This window comes from Sphingobium ummariense RL-3 (assembly GCF_000447205.1).
GTDB classification, from domain to species: Bacteria; Pseudomonadota; Alphaproteobacteria; order Sphingomonadales; family Sphingomonadaceae; genus Sphingobium; species Sphingobium ummariense.
On sequence record NZ_AUWY01000112.1, the window covers coordinates 108,514 to 131,066 of the forward strand.

Sequence of the window (22,553 nt, forward strand, 5' to 3'; positions counted from 1 at the left end):
TAAGGGAAAATGAAATCAGAAAACTGTTAGCGCTATCATCATTGATGGCCTTCGAGCGGTTCAATCGACCGGATCGCCCATCCGAATCGCCGAATCAGCAAGGCAGGATTCGATTCGCGCCACCAGCGTCGCAAGCGCCTGAGGGCTGTGCCCCTCGGCCCGCGCCACCAGCATCGCCTGCGTATGGGAAGCCCGAAGCAACCACCATCCCGCCTCCGTCGTGACGCGTACACCATCCGTCATGTCCACATCCTCACCCGACGCGAGCAGCCTGGCGCGAACCTCTTCCATCACGGCGAATTTGCGCTGTTCGGGCACAGGAAAGCGCAGTTCCGGGGTGTTGAAGAGATCCGGCAATTCGTCGCGCAAGGCGGTGACGCTGCGGCCGAGCCGGGTGGCCGCACGGATCAGGCGCACCGCGGCGTAAAGCCCGTCGTCAAAGCCGTAATAATCGTCCGCGAAGAACAGGTGCCCGGTCATCTCGCCGCCCAGCGGGCTGCCGATCTGCTTCATTCTGGACTTGATGTGGCTGTGTCCAGTCTTCCACATCACCGGGTCTCCTCCCAGCGCGGTGATCCGGTCGAAAACCATCCGGCTGGTCTTCACATCGGCCACAATGCTGGCGCCGGGCCGGTCGCGCAGCACCGGCTCGACGAGAATCGCCAGGATCTGATCGCCCCAGAGGATGCGCCCCTTCGCGTCGACGACGCCGATCCGGTCGCCATCCCCGTCGAAGGCCACGCCGAAATCGAGCTTCTTGTCCGCGACCACAGCGCGCAGATCGGCAAGGTTCCGTTCCTCGCTGGGATCGGGATGATGATGGGGAAAATGACCGTCCACATCGGTGAAGAGCAGGTGATGCTCACCCGGCAGCAGCTTCGCGAGCTCCTCGACCACCGGCCCGGCCGCGCCGTTCCCGGCGTCCCAGGCGATCCGGTAGGCGGCGCCGTCGAAACCCTGCACCAGACGCGCCGCATAGCGGTCGAGAATGTCGACGCGCTCGACGCGCCCCTGCCCTTCCAGCCAGTCGCCGGTCGCCGCCATCGCGCCAAGGCGCTGGATGTCCTCGCCGAAAAAGGGACTGTGCTGGTGCACCAGCTTGAAGCCGTTGTGATCGCCGGGATTATGGCTGCCGGTCACCTGAATGCCGCCATCGACCTGCAGCACCGCCTCGGCATAATAGAGCATCGGCGTGGGACCAAGGCCGATCCGCAGAACCTGGACGCCGCTTTCCACCAGCCCGGCGACGAGCGCGGATTCGAGCTGCGGAGAACTCAGCCGCCCGTCATAGCCGACCGCCACCCCCGCGCCGCCACCCCGGCGGACGATCGTGCCGAAGCTGCGCCCCAGCGCATGGGCGTCCGCCTCTCCCAGGGTCCGGCCGACAATGCCGCGCATGTCATATTCGCGCAGAAGGCTGGGATCGAAGCGATGGGCCATGCTGTCTCCTCCCCCGTCATTCCGTCCCGTCAGCCCGGGCCGGTCCCGTCGCGCACCGCCAGTTCGGCAAGCAGCAGGTCGCGCGCGGCGTTGATCTGGGCGGCCAACGCCTCGGTTCCACCCCTGTCAGGATGAACCGAGGCAATCAGCCGCCGATGCGCGGCGCGGATCGCCTGGGCATCGGCGTCGACGGGCAGGCCAAGCAGCGCGCGCGCCTCCACGATACGGGTATTTTCCGGGGGAGCGACGGCTTTCCGCCTCGGCTTGCTCCGACCCCTGCCCTGCGTCGCGAGGAAGAAGGCGGCGCCGATGACCAGCGGCGCGCCGAGCATCGGCTTGCCCTTTGCCGCCAGCACCGCGCCCACCAGCGCAGCGCCCCAAGCCATGCCGTCCCTTGCACTCATGCGTTGCAGCCGTCCCGTCCAGATGAGCCAGCCCGCAAGGCCGGCCAGTAGCAGGGCGAGCAATCCCATCAGGCGCCGATCATGTCCATCGTCGCGACATCGGCACGCGACGGCAAGGCGAGGCCCGAGACCATCTCGCGCAGTTCCTGCCGCGCGGCGACATGGCTGATGCCGAGATCGCCGAGTTGGCCCTTGTCGAGCAGGGTGAGGCCCGAGGGGAAGAGTTCGCGATAGATGACTCGTTCCGAAAGGCCGGGGATGACCCGGAAACCGACGCGGCGCGACAGTTCCATCAGCGCGTCGCCCACCCGCTTCTTGTTGCGGGCGTCATGGTGCTGGACGCGGTTGCGCAGCACCACCCAGTCGATCGACACGCCGTCCGCCTTCGCGCGGGTCTTGCGCGCCTCGAAGATCAGTTCCGAATAGAAAGACAGGCGGCGGACCTTGAAGGTTTCGGCATCGACCTGGCCGATCAGGTCGAAATCGACGAAGCTGTCGTTCATCGGCGTGACCAGCGTGTGGGCGCGGGTCGCCATGTGGCGGGCGAACACGTCGTCGCGGCCGGGCGTATCGACGATCAGGAAATCCCGGCCCTCGCCGACCGCCGCCGCTTCGGCCTCCAGCGCCTCGAGGCTGTCGCCCTTCAGCACCGCATAGTCGGGCATGGCGAGGTCAATGCCGCGCCGGCGTGCGGTTTCGGCACGGTTTTCCATATAGCGGGTAACGGTGCGCTGACGGGGATCGAGGTCGAGCAGGCCGACGCGGTGGCCGAGCGTTGCGAGCGCGACCGCCGTGTGCACGGCAGTCGTCGACTTGCCGGTGCCGCCCTTCTCATTGGCGAAGACGATATGATGCGGTTGGGCGTTCGCCATCGGACCGTAAGTACCCCGTTGCTTGTCGCATTGATTCTTGACCGCCAGGCCGCGCCGTGCCTTAGCGATCGTCCCCTTTTCGAGATGCCCTTATCGGAGCCCTTCCTCCCGTGCAAACCCTCCGTGACCTGCCCGCGCTGCGGGCCGCGCTCGACGCCATCCGAAGCGACGGAAATCCTCTGGCGCTGGTGCCCACCATGGGGGCGCTGCATGACGGGCATATGGCACTGGTGGAGGAGGCGCGGCGCCATGCCAAGCATGTGGCGGTGTCGATCTTCGTCAACCCCAAGCAGTTCGGTCCGAACGAGGATCTGGACGCCTATCCGCGGCGCGAGGCGAAGGATGCGCAAATGCTGCAGGCCGCTGGTGTGGATATCCTCTGGGCGCCGAGCGTGGATGTCATGTACCCGGCGGGCTTTGCCACCACTGTTTCCGTTTCCGGCGTGAGCGAGGGGCTGGACGGCGCGGCGCGGCCCGGACATTTCGACGGCGTGGCGACGGTCGTCATCAAGCTGCTGAACCAGGTCCGGCCCGACGTCGCGCTGTTCGGGGAGAAGGATTATCAGCAGCTCGCAGTGATCCGCCGCATGGTCGCCGATCTCGACATGGACTTGAGGATCGTCGGCGTGCCGACCCAGCGCGCCGAAGACGGGCTCGCCCTCTCTTCCCGCAACGCCTATCTGAGCGAGGAAGAGCGCCGGGAAGCGCTGGCATTGCCGCGGGCGCTCGGCGAAGCGAAGCGGCAGATGGAAAAGGGCGGAACGGTCGAGGCCGCGATCGCCAAGGCGATCGCGATGCTGGCGGCGCACGGCTTCGATCCGATCGACTATGTGACGCTGTGCGATGCCGCGACGCTTGAGCCGATGACCGTCCTCGACCGGCCGGCACGGCTGCTGGGCGCGGCGAAGATCGGCCGCACGCGGCTGATCGACAATATCGCGGTCGATCCGGCCTAGAAGGGCTTTACGATCACCGCGATGACGATCACCGCGGCGGCGACGCCCGGAATCTCGTTCAGCAGCCGCAGCTGTCGGTCGGTGAGCGGGCGCTCGCCCTTTGCCAGCTTCTTCACATAGCCCGCAATCCAGCCATGATAGCCCGAGAGGGCGAGGACGAAGAGCAGCTTCAGGTGGAACCAGCCGAAATGCCAGGCGCCAATCTCCACCATCAGCATCAGGCCGAAGACCCACACCAGCGTCAGCGACGGGTTGAGGATGATCTTGAGCAGCCGCGCCTCCCGCTCGATCCAGCGTTTGTCCTCGGGCGAGCCGGGCACGGTTTCCTGATGATAGACGAAGAAGCGCGGCATCATGAACAGGCCCGCCATCAGGAAGATGACGAAGATCACATGGGCGGCCTTTACCCAGAGATAGGCGGCACCGAGCCAGGGCATCACGGAATCTCCCTCTGCCGCACATAGCTAATGAGCGCGTCGACATGGTCAATGGGGGTGTCGGGCAGGATGCCATGGCCGAGGTTGAAAATATGCGGCCGGCCGGCGAAGGCGCCGCGGATCGAGTCCACCGCCTGCCGCATCGCGTCGCCGCCCGCGATCAGGGCGAGCGGGTCGAGGTTGCCCTGCACCGGAAGCCCTTTCGGCAGGACCTGGTGCGCCCAGTGCGGATCGACGGTCTCATCGACGCCGACCGCATCGACGCCTGTGCCGCGGGCATAAGCGGCGAGCTTCGCGCCCGCGCCCTTGGGAAAGCCGATCACCGGAATATCGGGGTGCAGCGCCTTGAGCTTACGGACGATCCGGGCATTGGGCTCGATCACCCATCGCTCGAACTGGAGCGGCGAAAGGCTGCCGGCCCAGCTGTCGAAAAGCTGCACTGCCTCCACGCCCGCATCGATCTGGCCGCAGAGATAGGTGACGGTCGCGTCGACGATGGCGTCGATGATCGCGCCGAAGCGGGCCGGATCGCCATAGGCAAGGCGGCGGGCGGCGCCCTGGTCCTTGCTGCCCTGACCCGCCACCATATAGGTCGCGATGGTCCAGGGGCTTCCCGCGAAGCCGAGGAAGGTGACCGACGGGTCGAGCGCGGCCTTCACCTGGCGCACCGTTTCATAGACCGCGTCGAAGCGGGTGAAGTCGGGGACGAGGGCTGACAGATCGGTCGCGTCCAGCGTCGGTGCGAGGCGCGGCCCCTCCCCCGTTTCGAACCAGAGATGCTGGCCCATGGCATAGGGCACGATCAGGATGTCGGAAAAGAGGATGGCGCCATCGAAGCCGAAGCGGCGCAATGGCTGGAGCGTGACCTCTGCCGCAGCGGCGCTGTCATAGACGAGTTCCAGGAACCCACCCTTCTGCGCCCGCAGCGCGCGATATTCGGGCAGGTAGCGTCCCGCCTGGCGCATGAGCCACATTGGCGGCACGGCCGGCACCTTGCCCTGCAGGACGGACAGGAGCGGTTTTCCCGGAAGCGTGGCCGGCTGAACGGAAGGACCCGACATGGACTCTCTTAATATAAGATTCTGAAAAAGGATGATGGAGATAGTAGCGCGGTTGGCAGCGGGGTTTATGCGCTGTGCCCGGATTTGCCAACAGCTTGACTCCGGAAGGGGGCTGATTCCCGAATGAGTCATCATCCTCGTCCACGCAATCCACAGGCTGTGGATGGAATCGCCCGGCTGTGGGAGGCCTGTGGACAAGAATCCGGTGAATGTGGAGCGGAAACGGACGGTGATTTCGTCCGCACCCGATCCCTTGCTTTATCCACAGCCTGCTCACAAAACTGTCATCATGTCCCGCATTCACCTGCACCTGCTTTCGGATTCCACCGGCGAGACGCTGGAGAATATCGCGAAGGCGGCGATCGGGCTGTTCGAGAATGTCGAGGCGATCCGCCATTTCTGGCCCATGGTGCGATCCGAAGTCCATTTGGACCGCATCATGGAGGAGATCGCTGCCAATCCGGGCTTGGTGCTCTTCACCCTTACCAACCATCCGCTGCGGCGGCGGCTGGAGGCGCGATGCCGGGCGCTGGGCCTGCCCCATGTCGCCGCGCTGGACGGGGTGGCGGACGCCCTATCCAACATATTGGGGCAGGAAACCCGCACCCGGCCGGGGCGCAAGCACATCCTGGACGAAGCCTATTTCGCGCGGATCGAAGCGATCCAGTTCACTATCGCCCATGACGACGGCGTCGGGCACGAGAATTGGGAGGAAGCCGACATCGTGCTGGCCGGCGTGTCGCGCGCATCGAAGACGCCCACCTCCATCTACCTCGCCAATCGTGGGTACAAGACCGCCAATATCCCGCTGGTGCCGCAATCGCCGCCGCCGCGCACCCTCTTCACGCTCAAGCATCCGATGGTGGTCGGGCTGACCGTCAGTTCGGAGCGGCTGATCCAGATCCGGCGAAACCGGCTACTGTCGCTGAATCAGGCGCCCGAGACCAGCTATGTCGACAGCGACAAGGTGCAGGAGGAGCTGGCCTTTGCGCGGCGGATGTTCGCCGACAATGGCTGGCCGGTGATCGATATGACCCGGCGGTCGATCGAGGAAGCGGCGGCGGCGATCATCAACCTGTTCAACGACCGGGTGCTGGCAGAAGGGTAGGACGCATGACCATCATCCTGGCGTCGCAGAGCGCGAGTCGGCGGGCGCTGCTGGAAGCGGCGGGCGTGCCGTTCGAGGCGATGTCGCCCGGCGTGGACGAGGAGGCGGCGAAGGAGGCGCTGCGAGCGGACGGGCTGGACGCGCGGGCGCTGGCCGATGCGCTGGCGGAGCTGAAGGCGCTGCGGGTGTCGCGCCGCGTGCCGGGCGCGCTGGTGCTGGGCTGCGACCAGACGCTGAGCCTGGAAGACGGCACCATGATCGACAAGGCGGTCGACAGGGCGGACGCGGAGCGCATCCTGCGGTTGTTGTCGGGGCGGGTCCATCATCTCCACAGCGCGGCAGTGATGGCGCTGAACGGGGAGCCGGTCTGGCGCCATGTCGAACGGGTGCGGATGACGGTGCGGCCGCTGTCGGAGGATTTCATCCGCACCTATCTGGACGGCGATTGGGACGAATGCCGCTGGTGCGTCGGCTGCTACCGGATCGAAGGCCCGGGCGCGCAGCTCTTCGCGAAGGTGGAGGGCAGCCAGTTCGCGATTCAGGGCCTGCCCTTGCTGCCGCTGCTTGACTTTCTGCGCGTGCGGGGCGTTCTGGCGGCATGAGCGAGACCCTTCCCTATGCCCCACTCCCCTATGCCGAAGTGATCGGCGACCCGATCGCGCACAGCAAATCGCCGCTGATCCATAATTTCTGGCTGGAGAAGCTGGATATCGAGGCGGAGTATCGCAAGACGCATGTGACACCGGACGGACTGGCCGCCTATTTCCTCGCGCGGCGGGCCGATCCCGACTGGCTGGGATGTAACGTCACCATTCCGCACAAGATCGCGGTGATGGACTATACCGACGATCCGGGCGGCGTGCGCGAGCGGATCGGCGCGATGAACACGATTGCCAGCGAGACCGGCGGGCCGCTGATCGGCACCAATACCGATGCGGGCGGGTTCCTTCAGCCGCTGCTGCGCGACAAGTGGAAGGGCGACAGCGCCCTGCTGGTCGGCGCGGGAGGGGCAGCGCGGGCGATCCTGTTCGCGCTGGCGAGCCTGGGCGTGACCGACATCACCGTCATGGCGCGTGATCCGGCCAAGGGGCAGGCGCTGCTCGACCGGGCGGGGGTGAAGGGCCGGACGATCGGGATGGATTCACCGCTTCCCGCCGTCGACCTGCTGGTCAACAGCAGCCCGCTGGGCATGGTCGGGCAACCGGACCTGGATCTGGATCTGGCGCCGCTGCCCGAGACTGCCACCGTGTACGACATCGTCTATGTCCCGCTGGAAACCGGGCTTCTCAAGGCTGCGCGGGCGCGGGGACTGCGCACGCTCGACGGCCTCGAGATGCTGATTGGACAGGCTGCGCTCGCCTTCGATATCTTCTTCGATGCCGAAGCGCCGCGCGAGCATGACGAGGAATTGCGGGCGCTGCTCACCCGCGAGGCATGAGGATTTACGGCCTCACCGGCTCCATCGGCATGGGCAAATCCGCGGTCGCGGCGATGCTGCGGCGCGAGGGCGTGCCGCTGTTCGATGCCGATGCGGAGGTGCACCGGCTGCAGGGGCCGGGCGGGGCGCTGGTCGCAGCGATCGAGGCCCGCTTTCCCGGCACCACCGGGCCGAAGGGCGTCGATCGCGCGAAGCTGGGCGCGGCGGTGTTCGGTCAACCGCAGGAACTGAAGGCGCTGGAGGCGATCGTCCATCCGGCGGTGCAGGCGTCGCGCAGGCGGTTCCTGCAACGGTTCCGGTCCCGTCGCTTCGTGGTGCTGGACATCCCGCTGCTGTTCGAAACCCACGGGGAGCGCCGGCTGGACGGCGTGATCGTCGTCACCGCACCCGCCTGGAAGCAGCGCAAGCGCGTGCTCGCGCGGCCGGGCATGACGCAGGCACGGTTCCGCCGGATTGTCCATCTGCAAATGCCCGATGCTGAAAAGCGGCGAAGGGCCGACTATATCATCCAAACGGGCACGACCTTCGCCGCGACGCGGGGGCAGGTCCGCCGTCTGGTCGCTTGCCTTGCGGCCAAGACGGGCCGATAAGAGAAGGTCCGGTCAGACTCGGTTGAAGAGGGCGATGCGCGAGATCATTTTCGATACCGAAACGACAGGGTTCGATCCCGCCACGGGTGACCGCATGGTCGAGATCGGCTGCATCGAACTGTTCAACCGCGTGCCGACCGGACGTACCTTCCATGCCTATTACAATCCGCAGCGGCCGATGCCGGCGGCGGCGGAGGCGGTGCACGGCCTGTCCGACATCTTCCTGTCCGACAAACCCCATTTCGCCCATGGCGTCGAGGAGCTGCTGGCCTTCCTCGAGGACTCCATGCTCGTCGCGCACAATGCGCGGTTCGATTTCGGATTCCTCAATCACGAGCTGCGGCTGTGCGGTCGGCCCGAAATTTCGCTGGATCGGATGATCGACACGGTGGCGATCGCCCGGCAGCTTCACCCCGGCGCCAAGCATTCGCTCGACGCGCTTTGCACCCGCTACGGCATCGACCGCAGTCATCGCGTCAAGCATGGCGCGTTGCTCGACGCCGAATTGCTCGCCCAGCTCTACATCGAACTGACCGGCGGCCGTCAGATCGGCCTCGGCCTTGCACAGGAGGAAGCGAAAGAGACCGTCAGGGTGGAACTGGTGGAAACCGCCATGGTTCGCCCTGTTAGGCCCGCGCGCGTCTTTGCGGCGAGCGCGGAGGAACTGGAGCGGCATGCCGCGTTCATCGCGACGCTGGCAAATCCGCTCTGGCTGGAAGGAGCGCAGCCCGGCTGAACCGCCTGCGTTCCATGTCCACCGGCCCGCGCATCCGTCGCGGTCCGGCAAGAACAAGGAGAAGGCATATGGATATTCGTGTTTCCGGGCATCAGGTCGAGACGGGCGAGGCGCTCAAGGAGCATGTCTGGACCCGGCTGGAGGCGGTGGCCGAGAAATATTTTTCCCGCGCGCTTTCCGCTCAGGTGACTTTCCGACCTGCGCCGCACGGTGCCTTCCACTGCGACATCGTCTGTCATGTGATGACCGGCCTGATCCTGAAGGGAGCGGGCGAGGCGCAGGAGGCACATCCGGCCTTCGACCAGGCGGCCGACCGGATCGAGAAGCAGCTGCGCCGCTACATGCGCCGCCTGAAGGATCGCAGCATGCAGGCGGCGGCCGCCGAGGCGCAGCGGGCCAATGGCTATAGCGCCGACGAGATCGACGGCGCGGGCTACACGATCTTCGCCGTCGCGGAGGACGAGGAGGAGCCGGCGGAGGCGCCGCTGATCGTCGCCGAGACCAGGGTGGACATCCCGGAGGCCACGGTGTCGGATGCCGTGATGATGCTGGACCTGCGCAACACCAATGCGCTGCTGTTCGTCAACGCGGGGACGGCGGCCTACAACATGGTCTATCGCCGCCAGGACGGGACGATCGGCTGGGTCGAGCCGCGCGGCTGACACGACTGGAAAACGGGCCGCCGGTTGACCTTTGCCGGCCGGCGGCCTATGGGGCCGGGCTTTGGTATCCCCGGACAGCGCACAGGATGACATGAGGCTGGGCGGGGCTCGGCTGCTTCCGGATTAGACATGGTGCATTTCAACGATATCGTCGCGCCCGACGCGCTCGCAACGAGCCTGTCGGCGAACGGCAAGAAGCAATTGTTCCAGAAGATCGCCTCGATCGCCGCCCAGGCTTATGGGTTGCAGGCCGATATGGTGGGCGATGCGCTGGCGGAACGCGAGAAGCTGGGCTCGACCGGTTTCGGTGGCGGCGTGGCCATTCCCCATGCGAAGATCCCGGGGCTCGACCGGATGTGCGGCGTGGTCGTCCTGCTCGATCCGCCGGTGCCCTTCGACGCGGTGGACGAGGCGCCGGTGGACATCGTCTTCGCGCTGCTTTCCCCGGTCGACAGCGGTGCCGAGCACCTCAAGACGCTGGCGCGGGTCTCGCGTTATCTTCGCGACGAAGCCCAGGTGGTCCGGCTGCGCGGCGCCAAATCGGCCGAGGCGCTGCATGCGCTGCTGTCGGGCGGCGGGACGCGTGACGCGGCTTGAGGCTGGCGCACCGCCCAGCGGCGAGGCGGCGCATTTCCGCGCGCTTGAAAATCTCTACCGTTCGGCGCCGATCAACCGGCTGTTCCGCTCGGAGCTGGTGATTCCGGAGGCCGGGCGGTCAATCATCGAGTTCGATGTCGACGAAAGCCAATTCCATGCCGCGGGCGCGGTTCACGGCACGGTCTATTTCAAGATGCTGGACGATGCGGCCTTCTATGCCGCCAACAGCCTGGTGAGCGACCGCTTCCTGCTGACCACGGCGTTCAACCTGCTGTTCACCCGGCCGATCGGGCCGGGACGCATTCGCGCGGAGGGCCGCTGGATCAGCGGCCGGCGCCGGGTCTTCGTGGCCGAAGCCAGCCTGATCGATTCGGACGGCGAGGAAGTGGGGCGCGGCACCGGCACCTTCATGCGGTCGCAATTCGCGCTGTCGTCGCTGCCTGGCTATGGCCGCTGAACGGCTGACCAGCGCCATGCTGGCGGGCGCGCTGCTGCGCCGCGCCGGGGCGGCGGGGGGCTTTGCGACGGTGCTGGTAAAGGGGGACCCGACCAGCGGTGTCATCCTGGTCCAGGCGGTCGAAAAAGGCCAGGAAAAGGGCCTGTTCGAGCGAGTCCCCGACTATGAGGGCGGCTATCGCCTGGTGCCCTGCGGGCCTGGCCCCGAGGCCGACGCCGAAGCGAGATCCGCCTATGTGGAACGCCGCCGCCGCGCCGATCCGGACCTGTGGATCATCGAACTCGACATCGCGGAAGCAGAACGGTTCGCCGCTGAAACGATCTGCTGATCGTTGACAGCCCGCGATGAGGCGGGCAGAGGCGCGCGCACGCTTCAATGCGCAGGTTGCCGCATTCGTCCATGGGGGGCGGACGCGGTAAACACGCAGACGGGGGGCGGCCCGACGTCGCACGAGATGGGTTTTAGAACGCGGCGTTTTCGGCCAAGAACCGCATGTTCCAGAGTTTCAATGAGTTTTCGACTGAAAGCCGCGATTGCCGTGGCCCTTCTGCTGTCCGCTACTGCGGCGGCCACTTCTTCCGACATGACGCGTGCTGCCGAAGCGACGCTGTCGACTGGATCCCTCCCGGGGATCACCGAGCTTGAAGCTCCTGCGGCTGGCCGGAAGCCCGCCGTGGTCTTTGCGGCGCCGCGCGAGATCGTGCAGCCGACCGCCCCGGTCCACAAGAGCGATACGCCCAATTTCAACGAAGGTTCCGAGCCGGCATCCAGCCTGGCTGCCCTGGTCGACGCGCAAGGCGCGCCCGAGGCGCTGGACGACGAGATGAAGTGCCTGGCCGGCGCCGTCTATTTCGAATCCAAAGGCGAGAGCCTGGAAGGCCAGCTGGCCGTTGCGCGCGTGATCATCAACCGCGCCAAATCCGGCCGTTTCGCCGACAGCCTGTGCGGCGTGGTGTACCAGCCCAGCCAGTTCAGCTTCGTGCGCGGCCGCGGCATGCCCCCGATCCGCCTGGAGAGCCGCGACTGGCGCGAGGCCGTCGCCATCGCCAGAATCGCCATGGCTGACAGCTGGGACAGCAAGGCCGAAGGCGCGCTGTTCTTCCACGCCCGCCGCGTTTCGCCGGGCTGGGGCAAGGCCCGCCTGGCGCTGATCGACAATCACGTCTTTTACCGCTGATCGGCGATCTGATCGCGGGTTGAGAGGCCGATTCGGGAAGGCTCGAATCGGCCTTTTCATTTGTTCCCTTCCTGTTCTAGGGTGGGGCCATGGAGTCCGACCTGACCGACAGTTGCTCGCCGCTGACAGACGGCACGGCGCTGGCCGTGGCGCGCGGCACGCTGCGCCTGTTCTTCCGCCATGACATGAGCGGCATCCTGGAAGTGCCACTGCCCAATGGACGGCGGGCCGACATCATGGCGATCGACGGGGCCGGTCGGATTACCATCGTCGAGATCAAGTGCAGCCGCGCCGACCTGCTGGGCGACATGAAGTGGCCGGACTATTTCGATTATTGCGACCGCTTCTTCTGGGCGGTGCCGTCCGGGTTCGAGTTGGGGCTGTTCGAGAGCGAGGCGCTATGGCCGGGGCGCACCGGGCTGATCGTCGCGGACCAATATGATGCCGAACTGGTGCGGCCCGCGCCGATGGAGCCGCTGGCGGCGGCACGGCGCAAGGCGGAGACGCTGCGCTTCGCCCGGCGCGCGGCACGGCGCCTGACCGCGCTCGCCGACCCGGATCATGCCGCCGAGATCGGGTGGTAGCTTGAACGGAGCAAGCGAATATGCGTTCACATTTGGAGTTTCGCTCGGTGGAATTAATCGATTCCTCCGAAAGCGTCGATAGTCCGGCGGGAGAAACGGTTGCGCGTTTGCTGGCGGAAGCCTTGCCTCGCTATGGCTTCCAGATCGAAGGAGTCGCACCGGAGGATTGGGGATGGCGCTTGCTGGTCGCCAATGAGCGCTTTCCGCTTTGGATCGGGTGTGGGCGCTATCTGGAGTATGCGGACGGTCATCTTTGCTTCATCGAGCCATCCACCCGTTATGTGCGTCGCTGGTTTCGAAGAATTCCCACCGAGACCGTGGTGGAGAGGCTAGCTACGGCGCTTGAAGAAAGCATCAGCCAGTGCGGGAAGGCACAGGCCCTGCGCTGGTGGACTGATACGGAAATCGGCACAACCTAAGTCCTGTGATACCGTCATATCAGGATCACTAGCGAACAAGCTAATGGCGTGCGTCGTTGGCTTATGACCGTCCTTTTTTCAGAACACGGGGCCTTGTACGGGGCCTGTGGGCTTGGCGGTCGTCTTGGCGGCTTCCAGCGCCTCGACCAGGCCCGGAGTCCGGTTGTCGCGGGTCGCATAGTCCTTGGCGGACATGCCGGCGAGGGTGTCGCGCTTGTCGGGGCTGGCGCCGTTGGCGACCAGAAGGCGGACGAGGCCGACGTCGCGCAACTGTACCGCGCGGATGAGCGGGGTTTCGCCGCTGCTATTCGCCTTGTCCACCTGCGCCTTGTAGGTCAGCAGCGTGGTCACCCCTTCCTCGAAACGGGCCTGCACCGCGTCCATGAGGGGCGTGTTGCCGTCATTGTCGGTGAGGTTGGGGTTGGCGCCCTTGGCGAGCAGGAAGCCGAGCCAGGTGTTGTCCCGGCGGGCAACGACAATGTGCAGCGCGGTTTCCCCGCTGTTGACGTCGCGGCTGTTGACGAGGGTGGAGCCGGGCTTCTGAAGGAAGTCGGTAACCTTCTGCCCGTCCTTTTCCTTCACGGCCTTGAGGAAATTATAATTGTCCGAAAACTGCGCATGGGCGGCCATGGGAGCCGCCGCCGCCAGGGCAAGCGCCGCTGCCCGGCCGATGCCCATCCAAGCCGAAAACCCGTTCTTCATCGTCCTGCGCCCCGTCTTGTTTGCAAAAGCGCCCATAGCAGGGCATGGCTGGCGGTGCCATGAACAAAGCTCTGACCCTTGTCGCCCTGCCCGTCCTGGCGCTGCTCGCCGCCTGCAATATGGGAGGTGGCGGCAATGCATCAAGTGAGCAGGGCGAGCTGGCAGGCGCGCGGATCGGCGCGCCCTTCACCCTGACCGACCAGGATGGGAAAAGGGTGAAATGGGACGATTTCCGGGGCAAGTACCGGATCGTCTATTTCGGCTATACCTATTGCCCCGACGTCTGCCCGATCGACCTGCAACGCATCATGCAGGCCTTCACCCGGTTCGAGAAGGCCGAGCCGGCCCTGGCCGCGAAGGTGCAGCCGATCTTCATCAGCGTCGATCCCGAGCGCGACACTCCTGCGGTCGTGAAGATCTATGCCGCGGCTTTCCACCCGCGCCTGATCGGCCTGACCGGCACGCCGCAGGAGATCGCGAAGGTCGCGAAGGATTTCGCCGTGCTCTACAATGCCGAGAAGGCCGAGGGGGCGAGCGGCTATCTGGTAAGCCACAGCCGCACGCCCTATCTGTTCGATCCTGACGGCAAGCCGGTCGCGCTGGTGCCGGTCGACGATCCGGCGACGCCGGTGGACGAGGGTGCGCCCGACGCGGTGCTCGCCTTCCTCGAGAAATGGGTGAAGTGACGGACTTCTGGGAAAAGCCGCTGGACCAGCTCGACCGCGCACAGTGGGAAGCGCTGTGCGACGGCTGCGGCAAATGCTGCCTGCACAAGGCCGAGGACGAGGATACCGGGCGCATCTATCCCACCAACGTCGCCTGCCGCCTGCTCGACCGGCATAGCGGGCAATGCACCAACTACCGCGAGCGCCGGACCTTCGTGCCCGACTGCGTGCGGCTGACGCCGGCGAAGGTGCGGACCATCAGCTGGCTGCCGCGCACCTGCGCCTATCGCCTGCGGGGCGAGGGCAAGCCGCTGCCGGAATGGCATTATCTGATCTGCGGAGACCGGGAAGCGGTGCACCGCGCGGGGGAATCCGTGCGGGGATGGACCGTGGCCGAAGCGGAGGCGGGCGACTGGGAGCATCATCTTGTCGACCGGGAGCTCTGAAGCGGCGATCCTGATTGATGGCGTCGCGCTGCCGGTGCGGGTGCGGCGGTCGGCGCGGGCGCGGGGCTATCGGCTGTCGCTCGACGGGGTGAAGGGCGAGCTGCGGCTGTCGATGCCGGCACGGGCCAGCCTGAAGCGCGCGCTGGGCTGGGCACAGGGACATGAAGGCTGGGTGCGGGCGCAGATGGCGGCGCGGCCGGCGGTGACCCGGCTGGTGGACGGCGCGGTCTTTCCGCTGGAAGGGCGCGAGGTGCGCATCCGCTGGATCGAGGGCGCCACGCGGACGATCAAGCTGGAGGAGGGCCGGCTGGAGGAGGACCAGCTGTTGCTGGGCGGTCCGGCCGAGGCAGTGGGCGGGCGGGTGCTGCGCTGGCTGCAGGCGCGGGCTAAGGCGGTGCTGGAGGCCGAGACGCGGGAGCTGGCGGAGCGGCACGGGCTGCGCGTCGCATCGGTGGGCGTGGGCGATCCGCGCAGCCGTTGGGGAAGCTGCGCGTCGAGCGGGGCGATCCGCTACAGCTGGCGGCTGATCCTCTGCCCGCCAGAGGTCCGGCGGGCGACGGTGGCGCACGAACTGGCGCACCTGCTGCACATGGACCACAGCCCGGCCTTTCATGCGGCCCATGCGCGGATCTATGGAGCCGACCCCCGGCCGGCGCGGGCCTGGCTACGGGCGCAGGGCGCTGGATTGCACCGCTACACGGCTTGAGGAGTCGCTTCCGGGCAAAGATGATCGCGGTCCCTGGGATAGGGCAAGCCGCAGTCGGGGCAGGAGACATGGCTGCCCGGCATGAGGCCGTGGGTCACGGCCACGCGTTCGTCGAAGACATAGCAGTCGCCCTGCCAGCGGCTGTCCTCCACCGGCATTTCTTCCAGATAGCGCAGGATGCCGCCGCGCAGGTGATAGACCTGGTCGAAACCGCGCGCCTTCGCCAGCGCGGTCGACTTTTCGCACCGTATGCCGCCGGTGCAGAACATCGCGATCTTCGGCGAGCGGCCCTGGTCCCGCAGCCTTGCGGCGAAATCGTCGAACCAGGCGGGAAATTCGCGAAAGGAGCGCGTGCCCGGATCGAGCGCCCGGTCGAAGGTGCCGCAGGCGACCTCATAGGCGTTGCGGGTGTCGATGACGATCGTGTCGGGATCGGCGAGGAGGGCGTTCCATTCGACAGGGTCGATATGGGTGCCGGCCTGCGCTGCGGGATCGAGGTCGCCAGCGCCAAGGGTCACGATCTCCGCCTTCACCTTCACCTTCATGCGGGCAAAGGGCGGGCTGTCGGCCGTCGCATATTTGACGTCCAGATCGGCGCAGTCCGGCAGCGCGCGGATATGGGCGATGAGGGCATCAATGCCCTTGGCACTGCCCGCCACGGTGCCGTTGATCCCTTCTTTGGCGAGGATCAGCGTGCCGCAGGTGCCGAGGTTGGCACACAAGGCGGACAGCGAGGCGGCCATAAGATCGGGATCGTCGAAACGGGCGAAGCGGTAGAGCGCGGCAATGATCATGGGGGAGTCCATCGCACGCCCATAGCGGGTCCGCCGCCCTCTTGAAAGCGGCGGCCAAGGCGCGCATAGCGGGGTGATGGTTCCCCTTTCGTTCGCGGGTCATGATTTCCTGGCGCTGCCGGAAGCGGCGCTCTACTGGCCGGCGCAGCGCGCGCTGCTGGTCGCCGACCTGCATTTCGAAAAGGCGAGCTGGTTCGCGCGCTTCGGCCAGTTCCTGCCGCCGCACGACAGCCAGGCCACGCTGGACATGATCGAAGTGCTGGTGCGGCGTACCGGGGCAAGGGCGGTATGGTCGCTGGGAGACAGCTTCCACGATGCGGATGGCGCGGCGCGACTGGACCGGGCGACGCGGCACAGGCTGGAGGCGCTGACCGGGACGCTGGACTGGATGTGGATCACCGGCAATCATGACGTCGCCATGGCCGAGACCCCGGGAGGCCGGCGGGTGGCGGAGGCGGAGGTCGCCGGCATTCTGCTGCGCCACGAGGCGGAACCCGATGAACGCCGCCCGGAGATTTCCGGCCACTTCCATCCCAAGCTGCGGGTCACGCTGCGCGGGCGGCATGTGTCGCGGCGCTGCTTCGTGGGAAGCGAATCGAAGCTCATCCTGCCGGCGCTGGGGGCACTGACCGGCGGGCTGGATGCGGGCCATGGCGAGATCCGCCGGGCGGTGGGGCCGGGCGCGGCGGCGCTGGTCCCGGTTTCCGATCGGCTGCTGCGCTTTCCCCTTACGTAAGGTTTCCGCTACGGAAACCCGAATTTAAGCCGTTGCCCTTATGTCACAAGGCATGAGAGATCGGTCACTTCCTATTCCGAAATCCGCAGAAAAGCTGGCGACTCTTGCCTTTGGTCCCCTGTGGCATCATAGTCAGGGTCCGACAACCGACGTGGCAAAGCGACGCGGTGCAGGAGAGGAGCATCTGATATGACACACAGGAGCCTTTGGCTGCTGTCAGCCGGTATTTACGCGCTGGCGGCTGCCGTTTCCCCGGCCTATGCGCAGGATGAAGCTGCGCCCCAGGCTGCCGAGGAGCAGAGCGGCGCCGATATCATCGTTACCGCCACCCGCCGCGCGAGCCCGCTGTCCGACGTGCCGATCGCCGTGTCGGCAGTGACGGCGCAGGCGATGCAGAACAGCGGCGCGACCGACATTCGCACGCTCAACCAGCTGGCGCCGTCGCTGCTGGTGTCGTCCACCGGTACGGAGGCCAATGGTTCGGCCCGCATCCGCGGCATCGGCACGGTGGGCGACAATCCCGGCCTGGAAAGCTCCGTCGCGGTGTTCATCGACGGCGTCTATCGGTCGCGCACCGGCGCGGGCCTGAACGAGCTGGGCGAGATCGAGCGGGTCGAGGTGCTGCGCGGGCCGCAGGGAACGCTGTTCGGTCGCAATGCGTCGGCGGGCCTGATCAACATCGTCAGCAAGGCGCCGGAATTCACCTTTGGCGCCAAGGGTGAGATCACTTACGGTAATTACGACTTCTGGCGGCTGTCGGGCCGTGTGACCGGGCCGATCAGCCAGTCGATCGCGCTGAGCCTGGACGGGGTCTGGTCGAAGCGCGACGGCTTCTACAAGCTGGTGGACGCGAGCGGCAACAAGGTGGGCGACACGAACGACCGCGACCGCTATTTCCTGCGCGGGCAGGCGCTGATCGAGCCGAGCGACGCGCTCTCCATCCGACTGATCGGCGATTACACCCATCGCGACGAGAGCTGCTGCGGCGCGTCCTATGTGGAGACGCGCGAGCGGCGGCCGGCGGCAGGGGGCGGCTACACAACTGCGCCGTTCAATCGCATCTCGGCGATCCTGGCCGGGCAGGGCAGCGTCTTTCCGGCCGATCCCTATGACCGCGAGCTGACCATCACCGAGGGCCGTAACTATGTGAGCAAGCTCAAGGACTGGGGCGTGTCGGGCGAGATCAACTATGATCTGGGCGCAGCGAAGCTGACCAGCATCACCGCCTATCGCAACTACAAGTCCCGCGACTATGGCGACTACGACTATTCCGGCGCGGACCTGCTCTACCGCGATCCCAACACCTTCCGGCAGTTCCGCACCTTCACCCAGGAATTGCGGCTGCAGGGATCGGCGTTCGGCGAGATGCTCGACTGGCTCGTCGGCGGCTATTACGCCCATGAGAAGCTGACGCTGGAGGACAATATCCGCTTCGGCGCCGACTATGGGCGCTTCGCGGCCTGCCGCCTGATGGCGGGCGCGGGCGCGACCAGCAACTTCACCGCACAGCAGCTTGCCGCCTGCGGCAGCGGGCTGGCGACGCAGGCGCTGATCACCGGCACGCAGGCCAATCTGAATGCCGGCCTGGCGCCCGCCATCCGCGCGAGCCTGATCGCGCAGGGCATGCCCGCGGCGCAGGCGACGGCGGTCGCGAACGCACAGGCCGGCGCGATCTCGACCGGGCTCGGCAACGGCCTGCGCGCGCTCGCGGCGATCCCGGAAGGGAGCGGCGACGTGGCGTCGCGCTATTATCAGACCAGCGAGAACTGGGCGCTGTTCACGCATAATATCATCCATCTGACCCGCCGGCTCGATCTGACCCTGGGGCTGCGCTACACGCATGAAAGCAAGCGCTTTTCCGCCGATTTCAACAACAACAACGCGACCTGCGCGGCGTTGCAGCCGGCGCTGTCGCCGATCGCGACCAACCCGCAGCTGGGCAGCGCGGCGGCGCTGGCCGGCGGCATCCTGACGCTGGGATGCCTGGGCAACGCGTCGACGACTCTCAACGCCCTCGACCTCAACGACCGGATCAGCGACGGCGAGCTGTCGGGTACGGCGGTGCTGTCGTGGAAGCCGATCGACGCGCTGCTGCTCTACGGCAGCTATTCGAAGGGGTACAAGGCGGGCGGTTACAATCTCGACCGCTTCCAGCTCGGATCGACCGGGCTGAACGTCATTCCCGCGGTGTTCGCGCCGCGGACCAACGCCGACGTCACCAGCCTGCGCTTCGCGGCGGAGAAGGTCGATGCCTTCGAGATCGGCCTGAAATACAGCCAGCCCAAATGGAGCGCGAATATCGCGGCGTTCCGGCAGGAGTTCAAGAATTTCCAGCTGAACACCTTCAACGGCACCAGCTTCGTCGTGCAGAACATCAACGGGTGCGACAGCGCGCTGAGCGCGGCGCGGACCTGCGCGGAGGAGGATGTGGCGCCGGGGCTGGTCAGCCAGGGCATCGAGCTGGAGCTGTCCGCCACGCCGATCCGCAATTTCCGGGTGACGGGCGGCTTCACCTGGGCGCGGGCGAAGTTCGCCGACCGGCTGGTGGGCAGCGGCGACGGCCGGGTGCCGCTCGATCCCGCGCTGTTCCTGCTGCCCGGCGCGATCAATTCCAACGCGCCGCAATCGGTGACGACCGCCAGCGTTTCCTGGACGCCGGAGATCGGATCGAGCGGGCTTTCCGCGCTGTTCTATGTCGATGGCCGCATGACCAGCGGGTACAATACCGGGTCCGACCTGTTCCCGGAGAAATATCAGGACGGCTATGCCATCGTGAACGCCCGCGTCGGCATCCGCGGCAAGGACCAGCGCTGGGCGGTGGAGTTCTGGGGCCAGAACATCTTCAACCAGGACTATACGCAGGTGGCGTTCAGCAGCCCGCTCCAGTCGAGCAGCCCGGCGACGTCGACCACGGGGCAGTTCGCGCAGGGCGCGCCGATGGCGAACCAGCTCGTCTCCGCCTATCTGGCGGAACCGCGCACCTACGGCATCACGCTGCGCGGGAGTTTCTGAGCATTCCCCTCCCGCTCGCCGGCACCGGGCGGGCGGGAGCGGGACGTTCGCCGAACAGCGCGGTACCGACGCGGATGTCGGTGGCGCCGAGCATGATGGCGGTCTCGAAATCGCCCGACATGCCCATGGAGAGGCGCGGGAGTCCTTCCTCCCGCGCCATCTTCGCGAGCAGGGCGAAATAGGGCGCGGGCTCGACATCGGCGGGGGGCACGCACATCAGGCCGAGCAGCGGGATGTCCGCTGCGCGGGCGACTGCGATCAGCGCGGGCGTTTCGGCGATGGGACAGCCGCCCTTCTGCGCCTCGCCGCCGATATTGACCTGGACATAGCAGGGGATGCGGCGGCCCGCCTTGTCCATCGCCTTCGCCAGCGCGGCAAGCAGCGAGGGGCGGTCGAGCGAGTGGATGACGTCGAACAGGGCGACGGCGTCCTCCGCCTTGTTCGACTGAAGCTGGCCGACGAGATGCAGGGCGATGTCGGCATGCTCCTCGCGCAGGGCGGGCCATTTGGCCTGCGCCTCCTGCACGCGATTCTCGCCATAGACGCGCTGGCCGGCTGCGATCAGCGGGCGGATCGCGTTGGCGTCCTGGGTCTTGGATATGGCGATGAGGGTGACGTCGTCCGCGGTGCGGCCAGTGAGGCGGGCGGCGCGGTCCATGGCGTCGCGCACGGCGGAGAGGCGTTCTGCGGCTTCGATGCTGTCGGTCGTCATGCGGGCTGCTATAGGCCAGCGGCATGACCCGCCGCCACCGCAAATCCGTGCCGACGACCTGGCTGATGACCGACGAGCGGGTGGACGCGGCGGCGCTGCTGGCGGCTGCGGCCAGGCTGCCGAAGGGGCGGGGGGGCATCGTGTTCCGCCATTACCGGACGGCGGCGGCCGAGCGGCGCGCCCTGTTCCTGCGGTTCCGGGCGATCGCGCGGCGACGGCGGCTGGTGCTGCTGCTGGCGGGATCGGCGCGGCGGGCGATGGTTTGGGGGGCGGATGGCTGGCATGGGCCGGGGCGGCACCAAGGGGGCAAGTGGCTTCACGGCATGGCGGTGCATGATGCCCGCGAGGTTGTGGCGGCGCGGCGGGCGAGGGCCGATGTGGTTTTCCTGTCGCCGTTGTTTCCGACCCGCTCCCATCCCGGGGGCCGGGCCTTGGGTCGTGTGCGGTTTTCAGCGTTGGCGAGGGGCATCGACGTTCCCGTCATGGCGCTGGGCGGTGTGCGGGCCAGCCATCGCCGGTTGCTGCCGACAATAGGCGCAGCGGGATGGGCGGCGATCGACGGGCTGACGGGTTAGGCTTTGAAGTGGTTCTGCTGTGAAGGGCCGCACTCAGTTGGAACGTCGGCCCGGAGACTGGTAGAAATCTGGATGGTCGGCAAACGACCATTTTTTGCGCTTGGGCTTGCGCCTGCCGTTTCCCGTTAGCAGACTTAATAGGATGCATTGCCTTAAGGTATCGGCATGGCAAATTGTTAATTAGTCGCACATAAACGGAAGCCTCGATGCATGAGCCTCGGGGGCTATATGACGGCACGCCGATTTACATTCCGCTGGCTTTTAGCAGTCGTCATGCTGCTGCTTTTTGTCCTCGCATTTCCCTTTGTTCTCCCACCTCTGGTTCGCGCGACCGGATGTGAGAAAGTAGGAGGCGCCTGTGGAGCGATGGCTCTAGTTTTGGGCATCTATTTGCGGTTTCCTGTCGTGATGGGCGTCGGCGGCTATCTCGCGTTCCTAGGCTCAGGACTCGTTGATCACAGCCAGAAGAGCACGGTAGCTGCGAGAGCGATGGCGGAGAAGAAGACGGTTGGGCAGCGGTCGTAGCGGGTTGCCACACGGCGCCAGTCTTTCAGGCGGCCGAACATGATCTCGATGCGGCTGCGGCGTTTGTATCGGCGCTTGTCGTATTTCACTGGAAAGGAACGGGATTTCCGGCCCGGGATGCAGGGCGTGATGCCCTTTTGCTCGAGCGCGTCCCTGAACCATTCGGCGTCATAGCCCCGGTCAGCCAGCATCCACTGCGCCTTGGGCAGATCATCGAGCAGGGCTGCCGCGCCGGTGTAATCGCTGATCTGGCCGGCCGTGATGAAGAAGCTCAAGGGGCGGCCGTTGGCATCGGTGACGGCGTGAAGCTTGGTGTTCATGCCGCCCTTGGTCCGTCCGATCAGGCGGCCGAGATCCCCTTTTTTACCCCAAGGCTGGAAGCCGTGCGGTGGGCCTTGAGATAGGTCGCATCGATCATGAGGGTCTGCGGTTCGGCTTTCTGGGCGGACAGACCCTCCATCATCCGGCCAAACACGCCCATCTCGCCCCACCGTTTCCATCGGTTGTAGAGCGTCTTGTGCGGACCGTATTCCCTGGGCGCGTCTCGCCAGCGCAGCCCGTTGCGATTGACGAAGATGATCCCGCTCAGCACCCGCCGGTCATCAACCCGAGGCTTGCCGTGACTCTTGGGAAAATACGGCGACAAACGCGCCATCTGCTCGTCCGTCAGCCAATACAGGTCGCTCATGCTCAGTCTCCTCGCGGAGCCTGAATCACATCGCTCTCAGCCAATCAATGGGTC

At 66.3% G+C, this 22,553-nt stretch carries 28 protein-coding genes; 19 read left to right on the top strand and 9 right to left on the bottom strand.

Annotated features, from left to right (window positions below; translation table 11 throughout):
• Positions 1 to 60: 60 nt before the first annotated feature.
• Genes pgmG through M529_RS41145 form a run of 3 tightly spaced genes read right to left on the bottom strand, consistent with a single transcriptional unit; the run spans position 61 to position 2,716 of the window.
• Positions 61 to 1,440 carry a phosphoglucomutase/phosphomannomutase PgmG gene (gene pgmG / locus M529_RS41135; protein WP_021319062.1) on the bottom strand — a complete coding sequence of 460 codons (1,380 nt, stop codon included), beginning with the start codon at positions 1,438 to 1,440 and terminating at the stop codon, positions 61 to 63.
• Between the two features lie 29 nt (positions 1,441 to 1,469).
• A complete protein-coding gene (locus M529_RS41140; protein WP_021319063.1) occupies positions 1,470 to 1,913 on the bottom strand; it encodes a J domain-containing protein in 444 nt (147 codons plus the stop codon).
• A complete protein-coding gene (locus tag M529_RS41145) occupies positions 1,913 to 2,716 on the bottom strand; it encodes a division plane positioning ATPase MipZ (RefSeq protein ID WP_021319064.1) in 804 nt (267 codons plus the stop codon). The genes M529_RS41140 and M529_RS41145 overlap by 1 nt, the downstream gene beginning before the upstream one ends.
• Positions 2,717 to 2,826: 110 nt before the next feature.
• Here M529_RS41145 and panC point away from each other — a divergent pair, with 110 nt between their 5' ends.
• Entirely contained in the window at positions 2,827 to 3,672 is an 846-nt protein-coding gene (gene panC, locus M529_RS41150) for a pantoate--beta-alanine ligase (RefSeq protein ID WP_021319065.1), read from the top strand.
• Here panC and M529_RS41155 read toward each other — a convergent pair.
• Both M529_RS41155 and hemE read right to left on the bottom strand, forming a co-directional pair.
• Positions 3,669 to 4,109, bottom strand: coding sequence for a CopD family protein (locus M529_RS41155; protein WP_021319066.1), 441 nt, complete (start codon positions 4,107 to 4,109; stop codon positions 3,669 to 3,671). The genes panC and M529_RS41155 overlap by 4 nt on opposite strands.
• On the bottom strand, positions 4,109 to 5,170 hold the full coding sequence (gene hemE, locus M529_RS41160; RefSeq protein ID WP_021319067.1) for a uroporphyrinogen decarboxylase: 1,062 nt from the start codon (positions 5,168 to 5,170) through the stop codon (positions 4,109 to 4,111). Before hemE ends, M529_RS41155 begins: the two co-directional genes overlap by 1 nt.
• Before the next feature lie 289 nt (positions 5,171 to 5,459).
• On the opposite strand from hemE, the gene M529_RS41165 reads away from it, so the two are divergent.
• The 12 genes from M529_RS41165 to M529_RS41220 all read left to right on the top strand — a co-directional run bounded on the left by M529_RS41165 (position 5,460) and on the right by M529_RS41220 (position 12,938).
• Positions 5,460 to 6,278, top strand: a complete 819-nt coding sequence (locus tag M529_RS41165; RefSeq protein WP_031295218.1) for a pyruvate, water dikinase regulatory protein — start codon at positions 5,460 to 5,462, stop codon at positions 6,276 to 6,278.
• Positions 6,279 to 6,283: 5 nt separating this feature from the next.
• On the top strand, positions 6,284 to 6,880 hold the full coding sequence (locus M529_RS41170; protein ID WP_021319069.1) for a Maf family protein: 597 nt from the start codon (positions 6,284 to 6,286) through the stop codon (positions 6,878 to 6,880).
• The gene (gene aroE, locus M529_RS41175; protein ID WP_021319070.1) at positions 6,877 to 7,716 is read left to right on the top strand and encodes a shikimate dehydrogenase; all 840 of its coding nucleotides are present in this window, start codon (positions 6,877 to 6,879) and stop codon (positions 7,714 to 7,716) included. The genes M529_RS41170 and aroE overlap by 4 nt, the downstream gene beginning before the upstream one ends.
• Entirely contained in the window at positions 7,713 to 8,306 is a 594-nt protein-coding gene (gene coaE, locus M529_RS41180; RefSeq protein ID WP_021319071.1) for a dephospho-CoA kinase, read from the top strand. The genes aroE and coaE overlap by 4 nt, the downstream gene beginning before the upstream one ends.
• A gap of 34 nt (positions 8,307 to 8,340) precedes the next feature.
• Complete coding sequence (dnaQ, locus tag M529_RS41185) at positions 8,341 to 9,042, top strand: DNA polymerase III subunit epsilon (protein WP_021319072.1); 702 nt, start codon at positions 8,341 to 8,343, stop codon at positions 9,040 to 9,042.
• Between the two features lie 68 nt (positions 9,043 to 9,110).
• On the top strand, positions 9,111 to 9,704 hold the full coding sequence (hpf, locus tag M529_RS41190; protein ID WP_021319073.1) for a ribosome hibernation-promoting factor, HPF/YfiA family: 594 nt from the start codon (positions 9,111 to 9,113) through the stop codon (positions 9,702 to 9,704).
• A gap of 129 nt (positions 9,705 to 9,833) precedes the next feature.
• Positions 9,834 to 10,301, top strand: a complete 468-nt coding sequence (locus tag M529_RS41195) for a PTS sugar transporter subunit IIA (protein ID WP_021319074.1) — start codon at positions 9,834 to 9,836, stop codon at positions 10,299 to 10,301.
• The gene (locus tag M529_RS41200) at positions 10,261 to 10,758 is read left to right on the top strand and encodes a PaaI family thioesterase (protein ID WP_031295221.1); all 498 of its coding nucleotides are present in this window, start codon (positions 10,261 to 10,263) and stop codon (positions 10,756 to 10,758) included. Before M529_RS41195 ends, M529_RS41200 begins: the two co-directional genes overlap by 41 nt.
• Positions 10,748 to 11,086 (top strand): DUF1491 family protein, encoded by a 339-nt coding sequence (locus tag M529_RS41205; RefSeq protein WP_021319076.1) that lies wholly within the window; start codon positions 10,748 to 10,750, stop codon positions 11,084 to 11,086. Before M529_RS41200 ends, M529_RS41205 begins: the two co-directional genes overlap by 11 nt.
• A gap of 180 nt (positions 11,087 to 11,266) precedes the next feature.
• Positions 11,267 to 11,935 carry a cell wall hydrolase gene (locus tag M529_RS41210; protein ID WP_021319077.1) on the top strand — a complete coding sequence of 223 codons (669 nt, stop codon included), beginning with the start codon at positions 11,267 to 11,269 and terminating at the stop codon, positions 11,933 to 11,935.
• A gap of 89 nt (positions 11,936 to 12,024) precedes the next feature.
• The gene (locus tag M529_RS41215) at positions 12,025 to 12,519 is read left to right on the top strand and encodes an MmcB family DNA repair protein (RefSeq protein WP_021319078.1); all 495 of its coding nucleotides are present in this window, start codon (positions 12,025 to 12,027) and stop codon (positions 12,517 to 12,519) included.
• Positions 12,520 to 12,539: 20 nt separating this feature from the next.
• On the top strand, positions 12,540 to 12,938 hold the full coding sequence (locus M529_RS41220; protein WP_152522636.1) for a hypothetical protein: 399 nt from the start codon (positions 12,540 to 12,542) through the stop codon (positions 12,936 to 12,938).
• A gap of 78 nt (positions 12,939 to 13,016) precedes the next feature.
• Here the strand turns inward: M529_RS41220 and M529_RS41225 are convergent, their stop codons facing one another.
• Positions 13,017 to 13,640, bottom strand: coding sequence for an ankyrin repeat domain-containing protein (locus M529_RS41225; protein ID WP_021319080.1), 624 nt, complete (start codon positions 13,638 to 13,640; stop codon positions 13,017 to 13,019).
• Positions 13,641 to 13,684: 44 nt separating this feature from the next.
• On the opposite strand from M529_RS41225, the gene M529_RS41230 reads away from it, so the two are divergent.
• From M529_RS41230 to M529_RS41240, 3 genes are read left to right on the top strand one after another with little or no spacing between them, the layout of a single operon-like run.
• Positions 13,685 to 14,326 carry an SCO family protein gene (locus tag M529_RS41230; RefSeq protein WP_021319081.1) on the top strand — a complete coding sequence of 214 codons (642 nt, stop codon included), beginning with the start codon at positions 13,685 to 13,687 and terminating at the stop codon, positions 14,324 to 14,326.
• Positions 14,314 to 14,751, top strand: coding sequence for a YcgN family cysteine cluster protein (locus tag M529_RS41235; RefSeq protein WP_031295223.1), 438 nt, complete (start codon positions 14,314 to 14,316; stop codon positions 14,749 to 14,751). The genes M529_RS41230 and M529_RS41235 overlap by 13 nt, the downstream gene beginning before the upstream one ends.
• Positions 14,732 to 15,457: a M48 family metallopeptidase gene (locus M529_RS41240; protein ID WP_021319083.1), complete on the top strand. Its 726-nt coding sequence runs from the start codon at positions 14,732 to 14,734 to the stop codon at positions 15,455 to 15,457. The genes M529_RS41235 and M529_RS41240 overlap by 20 nt, the downstream gene beginning before the upstream one ends.
• Here the strand turns inward: M529_RS41240 and trhO are convergent.
• Positions 15,445 to 16,263, bottom strand: coding sequence for an oxygen-dependent tRNA uridine(34) hydroxylase TrhO (gene trhO, locus M529_RS41245; protein WP_084491229.1), 819 nt, complete (start codon positions 16,261 to 16,263; stop codon positions 15,445 to 15,447). The two genes, M529_RS41240 and trhO, sit on opposite strands and share 13 nt — an antisense overlap.
• Positions 16,264 to 16,327: 64 nt before the next feature.
• Here trhO and pdeM point away from each other — a divergent pair, with 64 nt between their 5' ends.
• Together pdeM and M529_RS41255 are read left to right on the top strand one after the other, a co-directional pair.
• Positions 16,328 to 16,987, top strand: coding sequence for a ligase-associated DNA damage response endonuclease PdeM (gene pdeM, locus M529_RS41250; protein WP_021319085.1), 660 nt, complete (start codon positions 16,328 to 16,330; stop codon positions 16,985 to 16,987).
• A 189-nt stretch (positions 16,988 to 17,176) separates the two neighbouring features.
• Positions 17,177 to 19,999 carry a TonB-dependent receptor gene (locus M529_RS41255; protein WP_021319086.1) on the top strand — a complete coding sequence of 941 codons (2,823 nt, stop codon included), beginning with the start codon at positions 17,177 to 17,179 and terminating at the stop codon, positions 19,997 to 19,999.
• On the opposite strand, the gene M529_RS41260 is transcribed toward M529_RS41255, so the two are convergent.
• Positions 19,977 to 20,711 carry a YggS family pyridoxal phosphate-dependent enzyme gene (locus M529_RS41260; RefSeq protein ID WP_021319087.1) on the bottom strand — a complete coding sequence of 245 codons (735 nt, stop codon included), beginning with the start codon at positions 20,709 to 20,711 and terminating at the stop codon, positions 19,977 to 19,979. The two genes, M529_RS41255 and M529_RS41260, sit on opposite strands and share 23 nt — an antisense overlap.
• 23 nt (positions 20,712 to 20,734) lie before the next feature.
• Here M529_RS41260 and M529_RS41265 point away from each other — a divergent pair, with 23 nt between their 5' ends.
• Complete coding sequence (locus M529_RS41265) at positions 20,735 to 21,286, top strand: thiamine phosphate synthase (protein WP_021319088.1); 552 nt, start codon at positions 20,735 to 20,737, stop codon at positions 21,284 to 21,286.
• Positions 21,287 to 21,741: 455 nt separating this feature from the next.
• On the opposite strand, the gene M529_RS48540 is transcribed toward M529_RS41265, so the two are convergent.
• Positions 21,742 to 22,499, bottom strand: a protein-coding gene (locus tag M529_RS48540; protein WP_128830903.1) for an IS5 family transposase whose coding sequence is annotated in 2 segments (ribosomal slippage) — positions 21,742 to 22,166 and positions 22,166 to 22,499 — 759 coding nt in all. Because the reading frame shifts where the segments join, the coding sequence is not laid out codon by codon here.
• Positions 22,500 to 22,553 lie beyond the last annotated feature (54 nt).